At 70.3% G+C, this 22,195-nt stretch carries 16 protein-coding genes and 1 pseudogene; 12 read left to right on the forward strand and 5 right to left on the reverse strand.

Annotated elements, in window-relative coordinates; genetic code table 11:
- The 5 genes and pseudogenes from ABSY19_RS18265 to atzF all read right to left on the reverse strand — a co-directional run.
- Entirely contained in the window at positions 1-207 is a 207-nt protein-coding gene (locus ABSY19_RS18265; protein ID WP_382154373.1) for an AtzG-like protein, read from the reverse strand.
- Complete coding sequence (locus ABSY19_RS18270) at positions 204-1,028, reverse strand: ABC transporter ATP-binding protein (protein ID WP_382154376.1); 825 nt, start codon at positions 1,026-1,028, stop codon at positions 204-206. The genes ABSY19_RS18265 and ABSY19_RS18270 overlap by 4 nt, the downstream gene beginning before the upstream one ends.
- The gene (locus tag ABSY19_RS18275) at positions 1,025-1,867 is read right to left on the reverse strand and encodes an ABC transporter permease (RefSeq protein ID WP_382154379.1); all 843 of its coding nucleotides are present in this window, start codon (positions 1,865-1,867) and stop codon (positions 1,025-1,027) included. The genes ABSY19_RS18270 and ABSY19_RS18275 overlap by 4 nt, the downstream gene beginning before the upstream one ends.
- A gap of 4 nt (positions 1,868-1,871) precedes the next feature.
- A complete protein-coding gene (locus ABSY19_RS18280) occupies positions 1,872-2,891 on the reverse strand; it encodes an ABC transporter substrate-binding protein (RefSeq protein WP_382154382.1) in 1,020 nt (339 codons plus the stop codon).
- A 38-nt stretch (positions 2,892-2,929) separates the two neighbouring features.
- Positions 2,930-4,246: pseudogene (gene atzF, locus ABSY19_RS18285) on the reverse strand (allophanate hydrolase); the annotation flags it as partial.
- Positions 4,247-4,367: 121 nt separating this feature from the next.
- On the opposite strand from atzF, the gene ABSY19_RS18290 reads away from it, so the two are divergent.
- The 12 genes from ABSY19_RS18290 to ABSY19_RS18345 all read left to right on the forward strand — a co-directional run bounded on the left by ABSY19_RS18290 (position 4,368) and on the right by ABSY19_RS18345 (position 22,192).
- On the forward strand, positions 4,368-5,528 hold the full coding sequence (locus ABSY19_RS18290) for a glycosyltransferase (protein WP_382154385.1): 1,161 nt from the start codon (positions 4,368-4,370) through the stop codon (positions 5,526-5,528).
- 66 nt (positions 5,529-5,594) lie between these two features.
- The gene (locus ABSY19_RS18295; RefSeq protein WP_382163855.1) at positions 5,595-6,281 is read left to right on the forward strand and encodes a TetR/AcrR family transcriptional regulator; all 687 of its coding nucleotides are present in this window, start codon (positions 5,595-5,597) and stop codon (positions 6,279-6,281) included.
- Positions 6,278-7,174: an SDR family oxidoreductase gene (locus ABSY19_RS18300; RefSeq protein WP_382154388.1), complete on the forward strand. Its 897-nt coding sequence runs from the start codon at positions 6,278-6,280 to the stop codon at positions 7,172-7,174. Before ABSY19_RS18295 ends, ABSY19_RS18300 begins: the two co-directional genes overlap by 4 nt.
- A gap of 82 nt (positions 7,175-7,256) precedes the next feature.
- Entirely contained in the window at positions 7,257-8,864 is a 1,608-nt protein-coding gene (locus ABSY19_RS18305; RefSeq protein ID WP_382154391.1) for an acyl-CoA carboxylase subunit beta, read from the forward strand.
- A 42-nt stretch (positions 8,865-8,906) separates the two neighbouring features.
- Positions 8,907-10,079: an acyl-CoA dehydrogenase family protein gene (locus tag ABSY19_RS18310; protein ID WP_382154394.1), complete on the forward strand. Its 1,173-nt coding sequence runs from the start codon at positions 8,907-8,909 to the stop codon at positions 10,077-10,079.
- A complete protein-coding gene (locus tag ABSY19_RS18315; protein WP_382154397.1) occupies positions 10,076-10,876 on the forward strand; it encodes an enoyl-CoA hydratase/isomerase family protein in 801 nt (266 codons plus the stop codon). Before ABSY19_RS18310 ends, ABSY19_RS18315 begins: the two co-directional genes overlap by 4 nt.
- Complete coding sequence (locus tag ABSY19_RS18320; RefSeq protein WP_382154399.1) at positions 10,873-12,789, forward strand: acetyl/propionyl/methylcrotonyl-CoA carboxylase subunit alpha; 1,917 nt, start codon at positions 10,873-10,875, stop codon at positions 12,787-12,789. The genes ABSY19_RS18315 and ABSY19_RS18320 overlap by 4 nt, the downstream gene beginning before the upstream one ends.
- The gene (locus ABSY19_RS18325) at positions 12,786-13,952 is read left to right on the forward strand and encodes an acyl-CoA dehydrogenase family protein (RefSeq protein ID WP_382154402.1); all 1,167 of its coding nucleotides are present in this window, start codon (positions 12,786-12,788) and stop codon (positions 13,950-13,952) included. Before ABSY19_RS18320 ends, ABSY19_RS18325 begins: the two co-directional genes overlap by 4 nt.
- On the forward strand, positions 13,949-14,443 hold the full coding sequence (locus ABSY19_RS18330; RefSeq protein ID WP_382154405.1) for a thioesterase family protein: 495 nt from the start codon (positions 13,949-13,951) through the stop codon (positions 14,441-14,443). The genes ABSY19_RS18325 and ABSY19_RS18330 overlap by 4 nt, the downstream gene beginning before the upstream one ends.
- 232 nt (positions 14,444-14,675) lie before the next feature.
- Positions 14,676-15,920, forward strand: coding sequence for an efflux RND transporter periplasmic adaptor subunit (locus tag ABSY19_RS18335; RefSeq protein WP_382154408.1), 1,245 nt, complete (start codon positions 14,676-14,678; stop codon positions 15,918-15,920).
- 15 nt (positions 15,921-15,935) lie between these two features.
- Positions 15,936-19,064, forward strand: coding sequence for an efflux RND transporter permease subunit (locus tag ABSY19_RS18340; protein ID WP_382154411.1), 3,129 nt, complete (start codon positions 15,936-15,938; stop codon positions 19,062-19,064).
- Positions 19,061-22,192 carry an efflux RND transporter permease subunit gene (locus ABSY19_RS18345; protein ID WP_382154414.1) on the forward strand — a complete coding sequence of 1,044 codons (3,132 nt, stop codon included), beginning with the start codon at positions 19,061-19,063 and terminating at the stop codon, positions 22,190-22,192. Before ABSY19_RS18340 ends, ABSY19_RS18345 begins: the two co-directional genes overlap by 4 nt.
- Positions 22,193-22,195 lie beyond the last annotated feature (3 nt).

The raw sequence follows: 22,195 nt of genomic DNA on the forward strand, positions 1-22,195 counted from the left end.
TCAGCGCGCCTCCGATGGGAACGGTGCCGGGCAATAGATCTCGGCCAGCTCGTCCTCGTCGTGCAATGGGTCGGCGTCCAGCAATGCGGCCATGGCGGCGGTGCGGTGCATGTGGGACGCCACGCGCGCGGCCTGGGCCGTGTCCAGATGCAGGTCCAGCGCCACAGCAGCGGCCTGCACGTAGATCAGGGTCTGCACCTCGGTCATCGCCGCACCTCGCGCTGGAAGATCTCCAGGCTGCGCTTCTTGGCGGCAATGAAGCTGGCCTCGGACAGGGTCGCCGTGGTGCGCGGACGCGGGTCGTCGTAGGCCAGGATCTCGGCCACCTTGGTCGGCCGCTTGGTCAGCAGCAGCACCTGGTCGGCCAGGTACACCGCTTCCTCGAGGTCGTGCGAAACCAGCATCATGGTGGTGCCGGTCTGCATGAAGACCTCCTGCAGCTTTTCGCGGATGAACAGCGTCATCTCGAAGTCCAGGGCCGAGAAGGGCTCGTCCAGGAACAGCACCTCGGGGTTGGGCGCCAGGGCCCGCATGATGGAAGCCGTCTGCTGTTGCCCCCCGGAGAGCTCGTAGGGGTAGCGGTTGAGATCGAACTTCACGTCGAACGAGGCGACCAGCTCGGCCATGCGGCGGTCCACCTCGGCCTTGGATCGGCCTTCCAGCTTGAGCGGGTAGGCGATGTTGTCGATGGTGCGCATCCACGGGAACATCGCCTCGCGGTAGTTCTGGAACACGTAGCCGATCTTGGTGTCCTTAAGGCTCTTGCCGTCGAACAGGATCTCGCCGCTGTCGATCGGGATCAGGCCCGCGATCATGTTGATCAGCGTGCTCTTGCCGCAGCCGTTGGGGCCGAACACCGAAACGATCTTGTGCTTGGGGATGTCGAGGTCGAAGTTCTCGTACAGCGGCCAGCCCGCGAAATACTTGGTCAGGCCGCGGATGGTGATGTGCGTGCCGGCCGGCCCGGGCTGGAAGGCGGGGGCGGGCACGTCGGCGTCGTACACCGGTGCGTTGACGGCTGTGTTCATCTTCCACTCCAGTGAACGATCTTTCTTTCGATGACGAGGAACAGCACGTTCAGCGCGTAGCCGAGCGCGCCGGCGGCCAGGATGGACGCGTACATGTCCTTCACGTTCATCACTTGCTGCGAGTTGATGATCCGGTTGCCCAGGCCGCTGTCGGCGCCGATGAACATCTCGGCCACGATCACGATGACCAGCGCCATCGAGACCGCCGAGCGAAGGCCCACGAAGCTGGGTTGCAGGCTTTCCCACACCAGCACGTCCTTGAACACCTGCCAGCGCGTCGCGCCCATCACCTTGGCCGCCATCACGCGCTGCTTGCGCGCGTTGATCACGCCGTAGGCGCTGTTGAAGACCACGATCAGCAGTGCGCCGAACGCGGCGATCGCGACCTTGTTGATGTCGGAGACGCCGAAGATCATCAGGAACAACGGGATCAGCGCGGACGAGGGCGTTGAGCGGAAGAAATCGATCAGGAACTCCACGCTGCGGTAGGCCTTTTCGTTGCTGCCGAGCAGCACGCCCAGCGGCATGCCGACCACCGCCGCGATCAGGAAGGCCTGCACCGTGCGCCAGACCGTGACGGCGAAGTCGGTCATGAGCGGGCCGCCGGCCAGGCCGCTCAGCAGCGCGCCCAGGGCGTCCACCGGCGGCGGCAGCAGGATGGGCTTGATGAAGCCCAGTCGCACGGCCAGGTCCCAGATGATGAACAGCACCACCGGACCCACGAAAGGCAGGGCCTTGCCCCAGTCGGTCTTCCTCGTTGGCGTGGGTGCGCCGGCCGACGCCGGCGGGTTCCAGGGTGGGGTGGCCGCTTCGGTGACCACGGGCGGGGTGGTGCTCATGGCCTCAGCCCTTGTAGAGCATGGAGTCGACCATCAGGCGCGAGGCGAAGATGCCTTTCTCGCTGAACAGGTCGAAGAACTTCTGGAAGTGCGCCACGTCGGCCGGGGTGAACTCGTTGTACATGGTGTACGCGGCCAGCGGCACCTCGCCGGTGAGCGGACCTTCGATGGCGGTGTAGCCCTTGAGGTACTGGCGCGCGTCGGCGGCCTTGGTGCGCACGAAGGCCACCCCCTTGCCGTAGGCCGCCACGAACTTCTTCGCCGCGTCGGGGTTCTTCTTGATGAAGTCCGACGAGAGCGAGGCCGAGCCGCCGAACCAGGGCGCCATCGGGTCGCCCAACACGTACTTCGCGATCACGCCGGCTTCGAGCACCTTGGTGGTGCCGTTCATGCGGCCGATGGTGCCCGTGGGTTCGAGCGTGTAGGCGCCGTCCACCTGGCCGGCCGCGAGGGCCGCCACGTGCTGGCCGATCGGCAGTTCGACGACCGTCGCGCCACTGGCTCCGCCGCGCTCGAGGATGGTCTTGGCCAGCGTCACGTTCTGGATGCCCGGGCCCGAGGCGATGCGCTTGCCCTTGAGGTCGGCCATCACCTTGGCCGGGCTGGCCACCGGCACGATGACTTCGTCGAGCACGTGCTTCACGTTGCTCGGGTTGGAGCAGAAAATCTTGAAGGTGCCGGGCTGGGCGATCTCGCCAATGGCGATGTTGGCCGAGCCGGTGCCGTTGGCGGTGCCGTCGGCGCGGCCCGAGAGCACCGCCTCCATCACCTGCTGCGCGCCGGCGAACTTGAGCGGCTCCACGTCCAGGCCCGCCTCCTTGAAGTAGCCCAGTTCGATGGCCGAGTAGAACGGCAGGCCGGCGGCGATCGGCCAGTAGCCGATGCGGATCTTCGGCCCGGTCTGCGCGCGCAGCACGCCGGGCGCGCCCAGCAGGCCGATGGTCGCGCCGGCCACGCCGAGCTGCAAGACCTGGCGGCGCCGCGCGGAAGTGGAAGAGGTGGGGGCGGCGGGGGCGTGTTTCATGCGGGGCTCCTGGAGGGTTGGGAAAGAAAGGTTGGGGCGAGCCCCGGAATGGTTTGCATCGGGGGCAAAGGCATGCGCGTGGCGCCTTGGGGAAGGCCGGTGGCGTGGTGGAAGCGCTGACCGAGTTCGGCGAGCTGCCAGTCCGATCCGCAGCGCCCGATCAGCGTGACGCCGAAAGGCAGGCCGTCGGCGCGCAGGCTGGCCGGCACCGAGAGCGCGGCGTAGTCGAGCAGGTTGACGAAGTTTGTGTAGGCGCCGAGCTGGCGGTTGAGCGCCACCGGGTCGGCCTGCATGCGGGCGATGGTGTGGTGCGTGGGCGCGGTGGGCACCACCAGCAGATCGATGCCCTGCCAAAGCGCCCCCGCCTGTTGCCCGAGCGCGGCCAGCCGCGTCTGCGCGGCCACCAGGTCGGCCGCGCTGTAGCCTCGGCCGGCGGCGATGATGCCGCGCACCGGCTCCATCACCTCGTCTTCGTGTGCGTCAAAAAAGCTGCGAATCGCCTCGTAGCGCTGCGCCACCAGCGCGCTGCCATACAGCATCTCGGCGCAGGCGGCGAGGGGCGTGAAGTCCAGCGGCACGGCTTCGCCGCCCATGGCCGCCAGTTGCGCGAGCGCATCGCCGTAGGCCGCGCTGGCGGCGGTGTCACCGAAGAACTCGGGTTGCGCCGGCACGCCGAAGTGAAAGGTGGGGCCAAAGGGCGTGCCGGCCATCACCAGCGCGCGCGAGTAGGGGTCGGCCGCGTCGTGGCCCATGGCGGCTGCCAGCACCCGTGCCGCGCCGGCCACGGTGGTGGTGAAGATGGACACACAGTCCACCGCCTGCGCGGCCGGCACCACGCCGCGCGCGCTGATGAGGCCGCGCGAGGGTTTCAAGCCCACGATGTTGTTCAGGCCGGCGGGCACGCGGCCCGAGCCGGCGGTATCGGTGCCCAGCGAGAAGTCCACCTGGCCGGTGGCCACGGCATAGGCCGAGCCCGAGCTGGAGCCGCCCGACACATACAGTGGGTTGATCGCGTTGGGCACGGCGCCATAGGGCGAGCGTGTGCCGTTCAGGCCACAGGCGAACTGGTCCAGGTTGGTCTTGCCGTGCAAGGTCGCACCAGCATCGAGCAGGGTTTGCACCACGCTGGCGTGCGCGCTGGCGGTGTAGGCGAAGGCGGGGCAGGCGGCCGTGGTGGGCCAGCCCGCCACGTCGATGTTGTCCTTGACGGCGAAGCTCAGGCCGGCGAGCGCTCCCTCCGATGACCCGGCCAGCGGCCGCGCCGGCCGGTGGATCCAGGCCTCGGGCGCGAAGGGCTCGGAGAGCTTCGCCCACGGGTCGGCTGCGGCAGGAAGAGAAAGGGTGTCTTGCACCATGAACAGGCATTCCATCTTGGATACAAGGTGTCATGCAAGTTGAATGCCAGCCCCGGTCGGCTGTCGGCGCGGTCCCGAGGGCTGCCACACCGTTGACACAAACCACCGATCCAATCGGCCCATGCGAACCGTCGACCTGATCTATTTCAACGCCGGTGGCGGCCACCGCGCTTCCGCCCTGGCGCTGGAGGCGGTGCTGCGCGAACAGCCCACGCCCTGGAACGTGCGGCTCGTCAACCTGTTCGAGGTGCTCGACCCCAAGGCCAAGTTCCAGCAGATGACCGGCAGCGCGCCGGAGGACTGGTACAACCGGCGCCTGGCGCGCGGCTGGACCATCGGCATGGCGCAGGAGCTCAAGCTGCTGCAAGGCCTGATTCGCCTGGCGCACCCCATGCTGCTGCGCCAGCTGCAGCAGCACTGGCTGCGCACCGAGCCGGACCTGGTGGTCTCGCTGGTGCCCAACTTCAACCGCGCCATGCTCGAGAGCCTGGGCGCGTCCTTGCCGGGCGTGCCCTACGCCACCGTGCTGACCGACCTGGCCGATGTGCCGCCGAATTTCTGGATCGAGCGCGACCCGCGCCAGCACCTGGTCTGCGGCACGCCGCGCGCGGTGGCGCAGGCGCTCGCGCTGGGCCACGCGCCCGAGCGGGTGCACGCCACCTCCGGCATGATCATCCGGCCCGAGTTCTACCAGCCCATGCGGCTGGACCGCGAGCAGGAGCTGCGCCAGCTCGGGCACGATCCTTCGCGGCCCACCGGCATCGTGATGTTCGGCGGCCACGGCTCCAAGGCCATGCTGGGCATCGCCGAGCGCCTGGCGGCCAGCACGCAGCTGATCCTGATCTGCGGCCACAACAAGGCCCTGGCCGCGCGCCTGCAGGCGCTGCCGCGCGGCGCGCCGCGCTGCGTGGTGGGCTTCAGCACCGAGGTGCCGCGCTACATGCGCCTGGCCGACTTCTTCATCGGCAAGCCCGGGCCGGGCAGCCTGAGCGAGGCGGTGCAGCAGGGGTTGCCCGTGATCGTGGTGGACAACGCCTGGACCATGCCGCAGGAACGCTACAACGCGCACTGGGTGCGCGAGAACGGCCTGGGCCTGGTGCTGCGCAGCTTTCGCGGCATCGACGCGGCGGTGGCGCGGCTGCTGGCCGGCCTGGACGGCCACCGCGCCTGCGTGCGCCGCATGGACAACCGCGCGCTGTTCGAGATCCCGCGGATCCTCGAACGCGTGCTGGACGAGGCGCAGGCCGTGGGAGGGCCGCCGGTTCGCGTGTCCGGCGCGTGACAGGGCTTCTTATTTTTACAAAGCGCCTGCTTGCTGAAAATCAAGCCGGCTGCTATCGTGCCGCGCATGAGCCTGGCCGACACCGAACTTTCTTCCGCCGCCGAGGCGCCGCGCCGCCCGCGCGGCCGCCCGCGCAAGACCGCCGATGAGCGCGACGACGGCAACCGCCGCCGCGAGCTGATCGCGGGCGCGGCCCGCCTGTTCCGCCAGCAAGGGTTCGCCGCCACCAGCACGCGCGACATCGCGGCCGCCGTGGGCATGCGCTCGGGCTCGCCCTTCTACCACTTCGAAAGCAAGGATGCCCTGCTCGGCGCGGTGATGCTCGAAGGCATGCAGGGCGCGCTGCAGCGCCAGCAGGCCGCGCTGGCCTTGCTGCCGCCCGGTGCACCGCCGCGCGAGCGCCTGCGCGTGTTGATGCGCAACCACTTCGAGGTGCTGCTCGGGCCCGACAGCGATTTCATTCCCGTGATGCTGTACGAATGGCGCTCGCTCAACACCGCGCAGCGCGGCGAGGTCAACCAGTTGAAGGACCGCTACGAGGGCGACTGGGTGCCCGAGCTGGAAGCCCTGCACGCGCAGGGCCAGCTCGGTGCCGACCCGGTGCTCGCGCGGCTCATGATCTTCGGCGCGCTCAACTGGTCGGCCCAGTGGTACGTGCCGCCCTCGGGCCGCAGCGCCAAGGCGCGCTCGCGCGTCTCGCTCGATGAACTCACCGAATCGGCCTTGAAACTTTTCCTGAAGGAGCCGGCATGAGCACCACTTCCCATTACCGCTCGGCCTTCGCGCCGGGCCTGCTGCACGGCCGCGTGGTCGTCGTCACCGGCGGCGGCTCGGGCATCGGCCGCTGCACCGCGCACGAGCTCGCCAGCCTGGGCGCGCACGTGGTGCTGATCGGGCGCAACCTCGCCAGGCTGCAGGACACCGCCGGCGAGATCGTGAGCGACGGCGGGCGCGCCAGCTTCCACGCCTGCGACATCCGCCAGGAAGACACGGTGCGCACCGTGGTCACGGCCATCGTGGGCGCGCACGGCCGCATCGACGGCCTGGTGAACAACGCGGGCGGCCAGTACATCACGCCACTGGAGAACATCAGCGCCAAGGGCTGGCAGGCGGTGATCGACACCAACCTCACGGGCGGTTTCCTGTTCGCGCGCGAGTGTTACGTGCAGAGCATGCAGGCGCACGGCGGCGCCATCGTCAACATCGTGGCCGACATGTGGGGCTCCATGCCTGGCATGGGCCACAGCGGCGCGGCGCGCGCGGGCATGGTGAACTTCACCGAAACCGCCGCGCTGGAATGGGCGCGCAGCGGCGTGCGCGTGAACGCCGTGGCGCCGGGCTACATCGCCTCGCACGGCATGGACCACTACCCGCCCGAGGCCGGTCCCATGCTGCGCGAGATGCGCGAGACGGTGCCGGCCGGGCGCTTCGGCAACGAGGCCGAAACCTCGGCCGCCATCGTGTTCCTGCTCAGCCCGGCGGCCAGCTTCATCAGCGGCACGGTGCTGCGCGTGGACGGCGCGCGGCCGCAGGTGCGCATGGGCTGGGGCCAGGTGGCCGCGCCGGCCGAGGCGCAGGGCCGCGACGCCGTCAAGCCCTTCGATGGTTTCCACCGCTACGTCGTGCCCAAGGTGTTCCAGTCATGAGCGCAGCGCAGGGCCGCCCCAAGCAAGCTCGCGCCCCCCAGGGGGGCAGCGCCGTACACGAAGTGACCAGCGTGGGGGTTCAATGACATTTGAGTCGTCTTTCAACCCTCAGAGCCCCTCGGCCCAACAGCGGCGCGAAGCCATGCTGGCGCGCATCGCCCAGCTGCGCGCGCTCGAAGACCGCGCCGCCTTGACCTCCGCGAAATCGAAGCCCGTGTTCGACAAGCGGGGCCAGCTGCTGCCGCGCGAGCGCGTGGCCCTGCTGCTGGACCCGGGCGCGCCCTACGTGACGCTGTGCGCGCTGGCCGGTTACCTGCAGGACACGAAGGACCCCGAAAAATCCGTGCCCGGCGGCGGCATGGTGGCCGGCATGGGCTTCATCGGCGGCGTGCGCTGCATGGTGGTGGCCAGCGACTCGGGCATCGACGCGGGCGCGATCCAGGCGCGCGGGCTGGAGAAGATCCTGCGCGTGCAGGAGATCGCGCTGGAGAACAAGCTGCCCTTCGTGCACCTGGTGGAGAGCGCGGGCGCCAACCTCACCAAGTACAAGGTGGAGGGTTTCGTGCACGGCGGCTCGCTGTTCCGCAACCTCGCGCGCCTCTCGGCGGCGGGCATTCCCGTCATCACCGTGCAGCACGGCTCGGGCACGGCGGGCGGCGCCTACATGCCGGGGCTCTCTGACATCGTGATCATGGTGCGTGGCCGCTCGCGCGCCTTTCTCGCTGGGCCGCCCCTGCTGATGGCGGCCACGGGCGAGGTGGCGACGGAAGAGGAGCTCGGTGGCGCCGAGATGCACACCGGCGTGTCGGGCCTGGGCGAGTACCTGGCCGAGGACGACCGGCAGGCCCTGGGCATCGCGAGGGACCTGCTGCAGCGCATCGGCTGGCAGGGCGTTTCAAGGCCTCAGGCCCCCGAGCCGGTGTTCCAGCGCGACGAGTTGCTGGGCCTCATGCCCGCCCACCACCGCGAGCCGGTGGACATGCGCGAAGTCATGGCGCGCATCGTCGACGGCTCCGAGCTGCTCGAGTTCAAGCCGCTCTACGGCGCCGCCACGCTGTGCGCGCAGGCGCGCATCGGAGGCCATGCGGTCGGCCTCATCAGCAACAACGGCCCGATCGACGTGGCGGGCGCGAACAAGGCCACGCACTTCATCCAGTGGATGTGCCAGCTCGGCCACCCCCTCATCTACTTGCAGAACACCACCGGCTACATGGTGGGCAAGGACAGCGAGCAGGGCGGCATGATCAAACACGGCAGCAAGATGATCCAGGCCGTGACCAACGCCACCGTGCCGCAGATCACCATCCAGTGCGGCGCCTCCTTCGGCGCGGGCAACTACGGCATGTGCGGGCGCGGTTATTCGCCGCGTTTCCTGTTCAGCTGGCCGCAGGCGAAAACCGCCGTGATGGGCGGCGAGCAGGCCGCGCGCACCATGCAGATCGTGGCCGAGGCCGGCATGGCCCGCAAAGGCATCACGCCCGACCCGGCGCAGATGCAGGCCCAGTTCGACCAGATCGTGAACGTGTTCGAAAGCCAGGCCGACGCCTTCCACACCAGCGGCCTGGTGCTCGACGACGGCGTGATCGACCCGCGCGACACCCGCGCCGTGCTCGCCTTCTGCCTGGACACCTGCGCCGAGGCCGCCGCGCGCGAACCCCGGCGCATGCAGTTCGGCGTGGCGCGCATGTAGCCAAGCCCGCCCATCCCTTCAAAACACCACGGAGACAAGACCATGCAGCTCAGCCACGAACACCGCGAAGTGCAGAAGACCCTGAAGCGCTACATCGACGAGCACATCAACCCGCACGTGGACGAATGGGAAGCGGCCGAGATGATGCCGGCGCACGAGATCTTCAAGGGCCTGGGCAAGCTGGGCCTGCTGGGCCTGACCAAGCCCGAGGAATATGGTGGCGCGGGACTGGACTACAGCTACAGCATGGCCATGGCCGAGACCCTGGGCCACATCCACTGCGGCGGCGTGCCCATGGCCATCGGCGTGCAGACCGACATGGCCACGCCCGCCCTCGCGCGTTTCGGCAGCGAGGCACTCAAGCGCGAATTCCTCGCGCCGGCGATCGCGGGCGACATGGTGGGCTGCATCGGCGTGAGCGAGCCCGGCGCGGGCAGCGACGTCTCGGCCATCAAGAGCGTGGCGCGCAAAGACGGCGACGACTACCTCATCAGCGGCCAGAAGATGTGGATCACCAACAGCCTGCAGGCCGACTGGATGTGCATGCTGGTCAACACCAGCGACGGCCCGGCGCACAAGAACAAGAGCCTGGTGATGGTGCGCATGCGCGAGAACGGCAAACTGGTCAAGGGCATCGAGGTGGCGCAGAAGATCCGGAAGATCGGCATGAACAGCAGCGACACCGGTTTGATCTATTTCGACGAGGTGCGCGTGCCGCAGAAAAACCTGATCGGCACCGAAGGCTCGGGCTTCATCTACCAGATGCAGCAGTTCCAGGAAGAGCGACTCTGGTGCGCGGCCAGCACGCTGCAGAGCCTTTCCAACTGCATCGGCTGGACAGTGGAGTGGGCGCAGGACCGCAAGCTCTTCGGCGCCAGCCTGGCCGACCAGCAGTGGGTGCAGTTCAAGCTGGCCGAGCTCAAGACCGAGGTGGAGAGCCTGCGCGCGCTCACCTACCTGGCGGTGGAGCACTACGTGGCCGGTGAGGACGTGACCGAGTGGGCCACCATGGCCAAGCTCAAGGCCGGCCGGCTCAACCGCATCGTGCCCGACACCTGCCTGCAGTTCTGGGGCGGCATGGGCTTCACCTGGGAGAACAAGGTCTCGCGCATGTACCGCGACGGTCGCCTGGCCTCCATCGGCGGCGGCGCCGACGAGGTGATGATGGGCATCCTGAGCAAGATCATGGGCATCGCCAAGAGGCCGCAGAAGTGAGCGGCGCCGCTTTCCTGGTCGAGCGCGCGGGCGACGTGGAGCGCTGGACGCTCAACGACCCCGCCACACGCAACGCCCTGAGCGACGCCATGGTGGTGGGCCTGTACGAGGCCTGCCTGCGCGCGCAGCAGGACTCGACGTTGCGCGTGGTCATCCTCACCGGCGCGCCGGGCGCGTTCAGCGCCGGTGGCAGCCTGGGCAACTTCGCCAGCGCCATCGGCCAGCCATTGCAGCCCGGCGAGGACGACCCGCTGATCGCGCTGAACCGGGGTTTCGGCGACGTGCTGCACGCGCTCTGCGCGCTGCCGCAGCTGCTGGTGTGCGCGGTGGACGGCGCGGCCATGGGCGGCGGCTTTGGCCTGGTGTGCTGCGCGGACCACGTGATCGCCACCGAAGGCTCCAGCTTCGCCACGCCCGAGGTGACGCTGGGCCTGCCGCCCGCGCAGATCGCGCCCTTCGTCTGGCAGCGCCTGGGCGACGCGGCCGCGCGCCAGTGCCTGCTGCAAGGCCGCGCCTATCGCGCGGCCGACGCGCAGGCGCTCGGCCTGGTGGACGAGGTGGTGCCCGATGGCGCGTTGGCCGCCGCGCTGCCCGAACGAGTGCAGGCCATGAAGCGCGCCGCGCCCGGCGCCGTGGCCAGCACCAAGCGCCTGCTGCAGCGCCTGCGCGGCGACACACCGGACTTGCGCGACGAAGCCGCCATCGCCTTTGCCAGCGCGCTGCGCGGCCCGGAGGCGGCCGGTGGTCTGGCCGCTTTCGCGAAAAAGCAGCCCGCGCCCTGGGCACCGAAGCCATGAAACGATTGCTCATCGCCAACCGCGGCGAGATCGCCCGTCGCATCATCCGCACCGCGCACGCCCTGGGCATCGAGACCGTGGCCGTGTTCTCCGAGCCCGACGCCGGCGCCCTGCACGTGCGCGAGGCCGGCAGCGCCTACGCGCTGGGTGGCGCGGCCTCGGCCGATTCCTACCTGCGCGTGGACCGCCTGCTCGACGCCGCCGTGGCCACCGGGGCCGACGCCGTGCACCCGGGCTACGGTTTCCTCAGCGAGAACGCCGACTTCGCGCAGGCTGTGATCGACGCCCGCCTCACCTGGGTCGGCCCGCCGCCCTCGGCCATCCGCGCGCTGGGCAGCAAGTCCGCCGCCAAGGCGCTGGCCGTGCAACACGGTGTGCCCTGCCTGCCCGGTTACTTCGGCGACGACCAGCGCGAAGACACCTTCGTGGCCGAGGCGCAGCGCGTCGGTTTCCCGCTGATGGTCAAGGCCGTGGCCGGCGGTGGGGGGCGCGGCATGCGCCTGGTGCACGAGGCCGCGCAGCTGCTGCCCGCGCTCAAGGGCGCGCGCTCGGAGGCGCTGGCGGGTTTTGCCGACGGCGACCTGCTGATCGAACGCGCCCTGCTGCGCCCGAGGCACGTGGAGGTGCAGGTGTTCGCCGACGCCCACGGCCACTGCGTGCACCTGGGCGAGCGGGACTGCTCGGTGCAGCGCCGGCACCAGAAGATCATCGAAGAAGCGCCGAGCCCGGCCGTCTCGCCCGAGCTGCGCGAACAGCTGGGCCGCTGCGCCGTGGCGCTGGCGCAGGCCGCGGGCTATGTGGGGGCGGGAACGGTGGAATTCCTGGTGGAGGGGAACGAGTTTTTCTTGATGGAGATGAACACCCGACTGCAGGTGGAACACCCCGTGACCGAAGCGCTCACCGGGCTCGATCTGGTGGAATGGCAGCTGCGCGTCGCGCGCGGCGAAGCGCTGCCGCTCGCGCAGGACGCCATCAGCTTCCACGGCCACGCCATCGAGGTGCGCCTGTGCGCCGAAGACGAGCACTACACGCCGCACACCGGCCGCGTGCGGCACTTCGCCGAGCCACCCCTGCCGAGCGGCCTGCGCTTCGACCACGCGCTGGAAACCGGCAGCGAGGTCACGCCGCACTACGACGCCATGCTCGGCAAGCTGATTGCCCACGCGCCCACCCGCCGGGAGGCAATCGACCGCCTGGCCCACGCGCTGGACCAGACCCTGGTGCTGGGCCTGCCGACCAACCGCGCCTTTCTCGCGGCCTGCCTGCGCCACCCCGTGTTCCACGAAGGCGGCGCGCTCATCCCCTTCCTGGCCGAAGAGGGCGACACCGTGCGCGCCATGCTGCTGCACCCGCCCGACGCGGTGCTGGCCGGTGTGCTCGCGGCGGTGTTCGGTGCGCAGGCGCCCGCCACCGCGTTGCCATGCCCCTTCGCCCGCCCGCTGCGCTGGTTGCACGGTGACCAGGTGCTGGACCTCGCGGTGCAGGAACAAGGGCAGGGCGCCCTGAGCGTGGCCTGGGGCGAGCGCACCGTGCCCGCCCGCGTGGCCCCGGGCCGTGTGGTCATCGGCGGTGTCACCTGGCCCGTGGCCGCCGCGCCGCTGGGCGCGGGCCGCTGGCAGGTGCAGGCCGGTGCGCACACCCTGTCGCTCACCGATCTCAGCCTCGCGCCGCGCGAGCGCGCGGGCGGTGCGTCCGCCGCGCGCGAACTGCGCGCGCCCTTCAACGGCAAACTGATCGCGGTGCACGCGCAACCGGGGGCGGTCATCGCCAAGGGCGAGCCGCTGCTGGTCATCGAATCCATGAAGCTCGAACACACCCTGGCCGCGCCACGCGACGTCACCGTGGAAGCGCTCTCGGTGGTGGCGGGCCAGCAGGTCGCGCCCGGGCAATTGCTGGTGACCTTCGCCGCATGAACACCACCGACCTCTCCGCCTTCACCGCCGAAGACCGCGCCGCGCTGGTCGACACCGTGCGGCGTTTCGCCACCCAGGCGATCGCGCCCCACGTGCCCGCCTGGGAAGACGCGGGTGAACTGCCGCGCTCGCTGCACCGCGAGGCCGCCGACATCGGCCTGCTCGGCCTGGGCTACCCCGAGCCCTTGGGTGGCACGCCCGCGCCCTGGAGCGCGCGCAACGCCATGTCGCGCACGCTTGCCCGGTACGGCGGCAGCGGCGGCGTGATGGCCAGCCTGTTCACCCACAACATCGGCCTGCCGCCCGTGCTCGCGCACGGCACGCCCGAGCTGCAGCAGGAGGTGATTCCGCCTGTGCTGCGCGGCGAGAAGATCGCGGCCCTGGGCATCACCGAGCCCGGCGGCGGCTCCGACGTGGCGGCCCTGCGCACCACCGCGCGGCTGGAGGGCGATGACTACGTCATCGACGGCGAAAAGGTGTTCATCACCTCCGGCATGCGCTGCGACTGGATCACCCTCGCGGTGCGCACCGACCCGCAGAGCAAGGGCGCAAGCGGCATCTCCATGCTCGTGGTGCCCTGCGATGCCCCGGGCATCTCGCGCAGCGCGCTGCAGAAGATGGGCTGGCTGTGCTCGGACACCGCGCACCTGCGCTTCGACGGCGTGCGCGTGCCCGCGCGCTACCGCCTGGGCGCCGAGGGCGCGGGTTTTCGCATGGTCATGGGCAACTTCAACGGCGAGCGCCTGGCCCTGTCCGCCATGGCGCTCGGCTTCGCCGAAGCCTGCCACGACGAAGCCCTGGCCTGGGCCCGACAGCGCAGCACCTTCGGCGCGCCGCTCATCGAGCGGCAGGTGATCCGCCACAAGCTGATGGACATGCAGATGCGCATCCGCTCCACCGAAGCCTGGCTGGAGGCGCTGGGCGCGCGCGTGGACGCGGGCGACGACGGCGGCGACTGGGTGGCCAACGTCTGCCTGCTCAAGAACCATGCCACGCAGACCATGCAGTTCTGCGCCGATGCCGCGGTGCAGATCCTCGGCGGCATGGGCTACATGCGCGGCACCGTGAGCGAGCGCGTCTACCGCGAAGTGAAGGTGATGATGATCGGCGGCGGCGCCGAGGAAATCATGAAGGAACTGGCCGCACGACAATGGGGACTATGAGCAAACACACCGCTGCCACTTCTTCCGCGCCGACCGAGTTCGAGCCCGAGTTCATCGCCGTGCTCAAGGACCTGTTCGAGAACAAGATCGTCTTCAACAAGGTGCTGGGCCTGAAGATCGAGGACATCCGCCCCGAGCGCGTGACCGCGCGCATCGACATGAAGGCCGACCTGATCGGCCACTACCAGCACGGCCGCGTGCACGGCGGCGTGGTCAGCGCCGCGCTCGACGCCATGGGGGGCCTGGCCTGCATTGCCGCCAACGGCGCGCGCCACATGAACGAAGAGCCGATGCAGCGCCTGCAGCGCTTCGCCAAGCTCGGCACCATCGACCTGCGCATCGACTACCTGCGGCCTTGCGTGGGCGAGTACTTCAAGCTGAGCGCCGAGGTGCTGCGGCTGGGCTCGCGGGTGGCGAACACGCGCATGGCGTTCGAGGGGGCGGATGGCAAGTTGCTGTGTGTGGGGGCGGGGGCTTACATCGTTTCTTGAAGAAGGGGCGGTGCGCTCGGCCTTCTCCCAGGGTCGACAGACTTGGCGTGATGTGAAGTGAACCTTCCACGCCGGCCGCGGTCAGACGCCGTTACAAGCAGTTGCGAATGGCTATCATCTGTCGTTCGTGCCTGCTCTCACGCAGCCAGTGTCGACGCCGCCAGAGAGGCCGGTGTTCGACCAGCCACCGGCCCGCTTTTCGCCTCTCCCTTTCGCCTTTCCACACGTTTTCATGTCCGCACCTGAGCCTTCTTCCGCCTCTGCGCACTCGCCTTCCCGTCTGTCCTGGCCGCGCCGGCTGTTGTGGCTGGGCCTGTTCCTGGGCGTCGGCTTCGCGGCCTGGTGGTTCCTGCTGCGCCCGCCGCCACAAGCCCCCGCCGCACCCAGCGCCTGGCGCGGTCCGGTGGCGGTGCGGGTGGAGCCGGCGCGCACCGAAGACTTCACGGTGCAGGCCCGCGCCGTAGGCACGGTGGCGCCTTACAACACGGTGACGGTGCGCAGCCGGGTGGACGGGCAGCTGGCGCGCGTGCTGGTGCGCGAAGGGCAGAAGGTGGCGCGCGGTCAGTTGCTGGCCGAGATCGACCCCGAGCCCTTGCGCGTGGCGCTGGCGCAGGCGCAGGGCCAGCAGCAGCAGAACCTGGCCCAGCTGCGCAACGCCGAGAGCGAACTGGCCCGCTATGAAGGTCTTTTCAAGCGCGACGCCGTGGCCCGCCAGGTGCTGGACCGCCAGGCCGCGCTGGTGCAGCAGCTGCGCGGCACGCTGAAATCCGACGAGGCGCAGGTGGACAACGCGAAGCTGCAGCTCTCCTACACGCGCATCGTGGCGCCCATCGCTGGCCGCATCGGCCTGCGCCGGGTGGACGCGGGCAATCTGCTGTCCGCGAACGACGCGAATGGCCTGTTCACGCTGACGCAGACGCAGCCGGTGTCGGTGGTGTTCAGCGTGCCCGAGCCGCAGGTGGCCGAGGTGCGCGCCGCGCACGACGGCAAGAACCCACCCTCCGCCGAGGCCTGGGACCGGGACAACCGAACCCGCCTGGCCCTGGGCCGGCTGGACACGCTGGACAACCAGATCGACGCGGCCACGGGCACGCTGCGGCTCAAGGCGCGTTTCGAGAACGCGGACGACGCGCTGTTTCCCAACCAGTTCGTGAACGTGCGCCTGGCGCTGCGCCAGCTGCCCGGCGCGGTGACGATTCCCACCGACGCGGTGCAGCACGGCTCGCGCGGCAGCTATGTGTATGTGATCGCCGAGAACAAGGCCCAGGTGCGCGACCTCACGCTCGGCCCCGCGAGCGGCGGGCGCACCGTGGTGCTCAAGGGCCTGGTCAGCGGCGAGCCGGTGGTGCTCGAAGGCCTGGACCGGCTGGAGAACGGCCGCGCGGTGAACGTGGTGCAGGCGGCGGCGCTGCCCGCCGGTTCGCCGCTGGCGCCGGAACCCGATCAGCCGGCGGCGCCCGCCACCCCGGCGCGCTGACGGGGGCGTTCGCCGATGTCTTCCGCCGCCGCTCCCCTCTCGCTCTCGCGCCCCTTCATCCTGCGGCCGGTGGCGACCTCGCTGCTGATGCTGGCCGTGCTCATCGCCGGCCTGCTGGCCTGGCGCCAGCTGCCGGTGTCGGCGCTGCCCCAGGTGGACTACCCGGTGATGCAGGTGTTCACCTTCCAGCCCGGTGCCAGCCCGGACGTGACGGCGCGCACCGTCACCGCGCCGCTGGAGCGCCGGCTCGGGCAGATCCCGGGCCTGTCGCAGATGTCGTCCACCAGCTCGGGCGGCGCCTCGGTCATCACCCTGAAGTTCGCCCTGGAGGTGGACCTGGGCGTGGCCGAGCAGGACGTGCAGGCCGCGCTGCAGAGCGCCAACAGCCTGTTGCCCTCCGACCTGCCCGCGCCGCCGATCTACCGCAAGGTGAACCCGGCGGATGTGCCCATCCTCACGCTGGCCATCGGCTCGGACACACTGCCGCTGCCGCGCGTGGTGGACATGGTGGACACGCGCATGGCGGGCCAGCTGTCGCGCCTGCCGGGCGTGGGCCTGGTGAGCCTGGCGGGCGGGCAGCGCCCGGCCATCCGGGTGCAGGCCAACAGCCGCGCGCTGGCCGCCAACGGCCTGACGCTGGAAGAGCTGCGCACCGCGATCGCGGCGGCCAACAACAACCAGCCCAAGGGCAGTTTCGACGGCCAGTTGCGCAGCACCATGCTGGACGCGAACGACCAGCTGCGCTCGGCGGCCGAGTACCAGCGGCTCATCGTGGCCTGGCGCGACGGCGCGCCGCTGCGGCTGGCCGACGTGGCCCAGGTGGAAGAGGGCGCGGAAGACCGCTTTCTCGCGGCCTGGGCCGGCATGGCCTGCGCCGAGGGGCAGAGCGGCGGCTGCGGCCTCGCGCCCGCCGTGCTGCTGAACATCCAGCGCCAGCCCGGCGCCAATGTGATCGCCGTGGCCGACCAGGTGCGCGCGCTGCTGCCGCAGCTCACGGCCACGCTGCCGGCGAATGTGAAGGTGCAGATCGTGTCGGACCGCACCGAGAGCATCCGCGCTTCGGTGCGCGACGTGCAGAAGGAGCTGCTGTTCGCCATCGCGCTGGTGGTGCTGGTCACCTTCGTCTTTCTGCGCACGCTCGCGGCCACGCTGATTCCCAGCGTGGCGGTGCCGCTCTCGCTGGTCGGCACCTTCGCCGCCATGCTGCTGCTGGGTTATTCGCTCAACAACCTGAGCCTGATGGCGCTGACCATCGCCACCGGCTTCGTGGTGGACGACGCCATCGTGATGCTGGAGAACATCGCGCGCCACCGCGAGGAGGGGGCGGGCCCGATGGAGGCCGCGCTCAAGGGCGCGAGCGAGATCGGCTTCACCCTGGTCTCGCTCACGGTCTCGCTGGTGGCGGTGCTGATTCCGCTGCTGTTCATGGCCGACGTGGTGGGCCGCCTGTTCCACGAGTTCGCGGTCACGCTGGCGGTGGCCATCGCCATCTCGCTGGTGGTCTCGCTCACGCTCACGCCCATGATGGCCGCGCGCATGCTCAAGCAGGCGCCCGCGCACGCCGAAGGCCGGCGCGACTGGCTCAGCGGCACCATCGAGCGCTACGGGCACGGGCTGGACTGGGTGCTGGCGCGCCAGCCGCTGGCGCTGCTGGCCATGGCCGCCACGCTGGTGCTCACGGCGCTGCTCTACCTGGCCGTGCCCAAGGGCTTCTTCCCGGTGCAGGACGCGGGCGCCATCCAGGTCGTGACCGAGGCGCCGCAGAGCGTGTCCTTCGGCGCCATGGCCGAGCGGCAGCAGGCATTGGCCCAGGCGCTGCTGGCCGAGGCGCCGGTGCGGAGCCTCTCGTCCTTCATCGGCGTGGACGGCAGCAACGCCACGCTCAACAGCGGGCGCATGCTGCTCACCCTGGCGCCGCACGCGCAGCGCTCGGTGTCGGCCAGCGAACTGATCGAGCGGCTGCGTGAGCGCGCGCGCGACGTGGGCGGCATCGAAGCCTGGTTCCAGCCGGTGCAGGAACTCGGCATGGAAGACCGCATCAGCCGCACGCAGTACCAGTTCACGCTGAGCTCGCCCGACAGCGCGCTGCTGGGCGAGTGGGCCGGGCGTTTGCTGGCCGCCTTGAAAGAGCGGCCCGAGCTGATCGACGTGGCCAGCAACCTGCAGCGCGAAGGCCTGCAGGCCTACCTGGAAATCGACCGCGACGCGGCGGCCCGCCTGGGCCTGCGCATGGGCGACATCGCCTCCGCGCTGCAGAGCGCGTTCGGCCAGCGGCAGGTGAGCACGCTGTTCACGCACGCCAGCCAGTACCGCGTGGTGCTGGAGAGCGACGACGCGAAACAGGGTGGCCTGCAGGCGCTGGAGGGGGTGTACGTGCAGCCCGCCGGGGGCGGGGCCGACGCGAAGCCGGTGCCGCTGTCGGCCGTGGCGCGCGCGGTGGAGCGGCGCGCGCCGCTGGCCATCGAGCACCAGGGCCAGTTCCCGGCGGTCACGCTGTCGTTCAACCTCGCGCCCGGGCATTCGCTGGGCGAGGCCGTGGCCGCCATCGAAGCCGTGCAGCGGCAGGTGGAATTGCCGGTGGCCGTGGAACTGGCCTTCCAGGGCGCGGCCGAGGGTTTCCGCAATTCGCAGGCGAACACCTTGTGGCTGATCCTGGCCGCCGTGGTGGTGATGTACCTGGTGCTGGGCATGTTGTACGAGAGCGCGGTGCACCCGCTCACCATCCTCTCCACGCTGCCCTCGGCCACGGTGGGGGCGCTGGCCGCGCTGCTGCTGGCGGGCCGGCCGCTGGACCTGATCGCGGTGATCGGCATCGTGCTGCTGATCGGCCTGGTGAAGAAGAACGGGATCATGATGGTGGACTTCGCGCTGGACGCGCAGCGCCGCCTGGGCCTCTCACCGCGCGAGGCGATCCACCGCGCCGCGTTGCTGCGCTTCCGCCCCATTCTCATGACCACGCTGGCCGCGCTGTTCGGCGCCATCCCGCTCATGCTGGCCAGCGGTTCGGGCGCCGAACTGCGCCAGCCGCTGGGCATCGTGATGGTGGGCGGGCTGATCGTGAGCCAGGTGCTCACGCTGTTCACCACGCCCGTGGTCTACCTGGCGTTCGACCGGCTGGCGCGCCGGCGCACCGAGATGGCATGAACGCGCTGGCCCGCTTCTTCATCCGCCGCCCCATCGGCAGCGTGATGCTGGCCATCGGCATCGTGCTGGTGGGCCTGCTGGCGTGGCGGCTGCTGCCGGTGTCGCCGCTGCCGCGCGTGGATTTTCCGGTGATCCAGGTGCGCGCCAGCCTGCCCGGTGCCAGCCCCGAGAGCATGGCCTCCACCGTGGCCGCGCCGCTGGAGCGCGCGCTGGGCAGCATCGCGGGCGTGGCGAGCATCCGGTCCAGCAGCAACCAGGGCAGCACCAGCGTCACGCTGCAGTTCAACCTGGACCGCGACATCGACGAAGCCGCGCGCGAGGTGCAGGCCGCCATCAACGCCTCGCGCGGGCAGCTGCCCTCGGGCATGACGGGCAACCCGAGCTACGTCAAGGTCAACCCCTCGCAGGCGCCCATCATGGCGCTGGCGCTCTCCTCGCCCCGGCTGCCGTCGTCGGCGCTGTACGACAACGCCTCCACCGTGCTGGCGCAGAAGCTCGCACAGATCGTGGGCGTGGGCGAGGTCACGGTGGACGGCTCGTCGCTGCCCGCCGTGCGCGTGCAGGCGAAACCCGAGGCGCTGTCGCACCGGGGCATGTCGCTGGACGACGTGCGCCAGGCCATCGCCCAGGCCAACGCCTGGCGCCCGCTCGGCCAGACCGAGCAGGGCGGCCAGCGCTGGCAGATCGCGCTGCCCACGCCGCTGCGCACGGCGGCGGACTTTTCGCAGCTGGTGGTGCGCAACGAGGGCGGGGCGCTGGTGCGCCTGGCCGACGTGGCTGAGGTGACGGACTCGGTCGAGAACCGCTACACCGCCGGCTACCACAACGACCGGCCCGCCGTGGTGCTGCTGGTGAGCCGGCGCGCCGGCGCCAACATCGTGCAGACCATCGACGCCATCCACGCCCAGATGCCGCAACTGCGCGCGCTGCTGCCGGCCGACACCGAGCTGCGTGTGGTCATGGACCGCTCGCCTGGCATCCGCGCCACGCTGCGCGAGGCGCAGTTCACGCTGGTGCTGTCCTGCGTGCTGGTGATGGCGGTGGTTTGGGCCTTCCTGGGCAGCGTGCGCACCGCGCTGATTCCGGCGCTGGCCTTGCCGGTCTCGCTGATCGGCGCCTTCGCGGTGATGTGGTGGCAGGGCTTCTCACTCAACAACCTCTCGCTCATGGCCTTGATCGTGGCCGCCGGCCTGGTGGTGGACGACGCCATCGTGGTGCTGGAGAACATCCAGCGCCACATCGAGCGCGCGCGTGCGGCGCAGGCCGCGAACGGCCAGCGCGAGGTGGGGCGGCGCACGGTCTGGCGCGCGGCCTTCACCGGCGCCGGCGAGGTGGGCTTCACCTTGCTGGCGATGAACCTGGCGCTGATCGTGGTGTTCATCTCCATCCTGTTCATGGGCGGTGTGGTCGAGCGGCTGTTCCGCGAGTTCTCCATCACGCTGGTGGCGGCCATGCTGATCTCGCTGGCGGTGTCGGTCACGCTCACGCCCGCGCTGTGCGCGCACGGCCTGCCGGCCGGCCCGCCCAAGCCGCCAGGCCCGTTGGCGCGCGGCATCGCCAGCCTGCTGGCCGACGTGCAGGCGGGTTACGCGCGCAGCCTGGGGTTCGCCCTGCGCCACCGCGTGCTCACCCTGTTGTTGCTGGCCGGCACCGTGGCCCTCAACGTGTGGCTCTACGTGGCGATTCCCAAGGGCATGCTGCCGCAGCAGGACACCGGCCAGCTCGGCGGCTTCGTGCGCGGCGACGACGGTTTTTCGTTCCAGGGCATGCAGCCCAAGGTGGAGGCTTTTCGCCGCCTGCTGGTGGCCGACCCCGCCGTGGCCGACGTGACGGGCGTGAGCGGCGGGCGCACCGGCACCAGCAATTCCTGGTTCCGCATCCGCCTCAAGCCCCTGGCGGAACGCGGCGAGCCCGCCTCGGCCGTGGTGGCGCGCCTGCGCGCCAATGCCCCGCAGATCGCTGGCGGCGTGCTGTTCGTGAACGTGGACCAGGACATCCGCCTTTCCAGCGGCGGCGGCGACAACGAGTACCTGTTCGTCATGCGCTCCGATTCGCTGCAGGACCTGCGCGGCTGGACCAAACCGGTGGGCGAGGCGCTGCGCGCGCTGCCCGAGCTGACCGATGTGGATTTCGGCGCCGGTGAAGACGCGCAGCAGGTGGTGCTGAACGTGGACCGCGAGGCCGCGCGCCGCCTGGGGGTGCGCATGGACACCGTGACGACGGCCCTGAACAACGCGTTCTCGCAACGCCAGGTCGCCACGCTGTACGACCCGCTCAACCAGTACCGCGTGGTGATGGAGGCCGACCCGCGCGGCAACAGCGAACCTTCCGCGCTGAACCAGGTGCAGCTGCTCAACGACGCCGGCGAGCGCGTGCCGCTCAGCGCCCTCGCCACCTGGCGCTACGGCCTCACGCGCGATCGGGTGCAGCACGACGCCCAGTTCGCCTCCGCCGGCATCAGCTACGCGCTGGCACCCGGTGTGAGCCTGCAGCAGGCGCAACAGGCGATCGACCGCGCCGTCAACGGCCTGCTGCTGCCCACCAGCATCTCTACCGGCGAGCGGGCGGGCGACCCCAACAGCCTGCAGGCCACGCTCAAGCGCCAGCCCTGGCTGATCCTGGCCGTGCTGGTCACGGTCTACCTGGTGCTGGGCATGCTGTACGAAAGCACGCTGCACCCGCTGACCATTCTGTCCACGCTGCCGTCGGCAGGCGTGGGCGCGCTGCTGGCGTTGCGCATCTCGGACACCGAGTTCAGCCTGATCGCGCTGCTGGGGTTGTTCCTGCTGATCGGCGTGGTGATGAAGAACGCCATCCTGATGATCGACTTCGCGCTGGCCGCACAGCGCACGCGCGGGCTGGCGCCGCAGGCCGCCATTCACGAGGCCGCCTTGCGCCGCCTGCGCCCCATCCTCATGACCAACCTCGCTGCGCTGCTGGGCGCGATGCCGCTGGTGCTGGGCCTGGGCGAAGGCTCGGAATTGCGCCGCCCCCTGGGCATCGCCATCATCGGCGGCCTGGCCGTGAGCCAGCTGCTCACGCTCTACACCACGCCCGTGGTCTACCTCGCGCTCGAGCGCCTGCGCCGCCGTGTGCAAGGCCCGAGCCCGGTGGCCCAGACCGCCTGAACC

Origin of the sequence: Hydrogenophaga sp. ANAO-22, assembly GCF_042466645.1 — a bacterium.
Taxonomy (GTDB): Bacteria; Pseudomonadota; Gammaproteobacteria; order Burkholderiales; family Burkholderiaceae_C; genus Hydrogenophaga.